Source organism: Rudaea sp., from assembly GCF_036383415.1.
Lineage (GTDB): Bacteria > Pseudomonadota > Gammaproteobacteria > Xanthomonadales > Rhodanobacteraceae > Rudaea.
Map to the genome: position 1 here is coordinate 1 of NZ_DASVOK010000446.1, position 1,753 is coordinate 1,753.

1 protein-coding gene is annotated in these 1,753 nt (G+C 70.4%); it reads right to left on the minus strand.

What is annotated here, in order from left to right; translation table 11 throughout:
• A partial coding sequence (locus VF497_RS16110) for a PAS-domain containing protein (protein WP_330890582.1) occupies positions 1 to 1,753 on the minus strand: 1,753 nt, incomplete at both ends.

Below are 1,753 nucleotides of genomic sequence, written 5' to 3' on the forward strand. Positions count from 1 at the left end.
GCTCGACGAACTCGGGCGCGCGCGCGACGACACGCGGCAGGCGCACCGAGAACGCGCAACCACGGCCAGGCCAACTGCGCAGCGACAGCGGATGCGCGAGCAGGCGCGCGATGCGCTCGGCGATCGACAGCCCGAGACCGAGGCCCTGCCCGCTCGCGCCGCTGCCGCGACGGAATTCCTCGAAGATCAGTTCGCGTTCGTGTTCGGGCACGCCGGGCCCGGTATCGATCACATCGATGCACAACTCGTCACCGCAACGCCGGCAGCCGAGCAGCACGCGCCGGCGCGCCGCATGGCGCAGCGCGTTGCTGAGGAAGTTCTGCAGCACGCGCCGCAGCAATTGCGGATCGGAACTTACCCAGGCGCGCGTGCGTACGTAGTCGAGGCGCAGGCCGCGTTCGGCGGCGAGCGCGCTGAATTCCGCAGCCAGCGGCGAGAGCAATTCGTCGAGAGCGAATTCGCGCAATTGCACGTGCAGGCGGCCGCCTTCGAGGCCGGCGATGTCGTGCAGGCCGCCGAGCAGCGATTCGGTCGCGGCGAGCGCGCCGAGCAGGCGCTTCGGCGTCTGCGCATGTCCGCCGTCTGCATGCTGCGCGGCGATCGTGTGCGCGAACAGCTGCGCCGCATGCAACGGCTGCATCAGGTCGTGGCCGACCGCGGCGAGGAAGCGGCTCTTGGTCTGGTTGGCGCGTTCCGCATCGTGGCGCGCGCGCTCGGCATCGAGCGTGGCGCGTTCGAGTTCGGCGGTGCGCTCGGTCACGCGCTGTTCGAGTGTCTCGTTCGCACGCGTCAGCGCGCGCTCGGCTTCGCGGAACGCGGTCACGTCGGCGAACGTCGCCACATAGCCGCCGCCGGGCATCGGGTTGCCGCGAATCTCGATCACGCGACCGTTCGGAAAGCGCCGCTCGGAAACATGCGGCGTGCCCGCGCGCATGTGGTCGACGCGCTGGTGCAGGCGCCGTTCGATGTCGCCCTCGCCGATCACGCCGCGTTCGATGTTGTGGCGCATGAGTTCGGCCACTTCGCGCCCCGGCACGAGCAGGCCGGGCGGATAGTCGAACATGCGCTCGTACGGCCGGTTCCAGGCGACCACGCGCAGTTGTGCATCGACGACGCAGATGCCCTGGCTCATGTTCTCCAGCGCCGCGCCGAGCACGCGCTGATTGAAGCGCAGGTCCTGCGAGGCTTCGCCGACGATCGCCGCGACCGTGTCGAGTTCGTCGACGCGCGCGCGGCGCAGCGCATCGATCAGCAGGCGCGCCGATGAAGCGCCAATCACCGCGGCGAGTTCGTGGGTGACACCGGCCAGCGTTGCCTCGTCGACATCGACCTCGTCGCTGGCACCCGCGAACAAGCCATCGACGCGCTCCGGCGGCAGGAAGCGTGCAGCCAGTGCGCGCAGACGATGACGCTCGGGCGGGCTTGGCGCCGGCGCGACCGCCTTGCGATCGCGCTCCAGGCGCACGACGATTGCGATCGCCGCGAGATTGGCAGCGAGGCCCAGCGCTACCGCGCGCGTCTGCACGCTCCATTCGCCCAAGGCCAGCAGGTTCGCCGGCGCGAGCAGGTCGAAGCCGAACGGACCGTGGTTCGTCCATTCCGCATACGGTGCGAACACGCCCGGCAGCAACACATACAGCCACACCGCGAGACCGGCGACGATGCCGCAGGCGACCGCACGCGCGCCGATCTGCGGGGCCCAGATCGCGATCAGCGCGGCCGGCGCGAGCGCGGCCAGCGCGGCAAACGACTG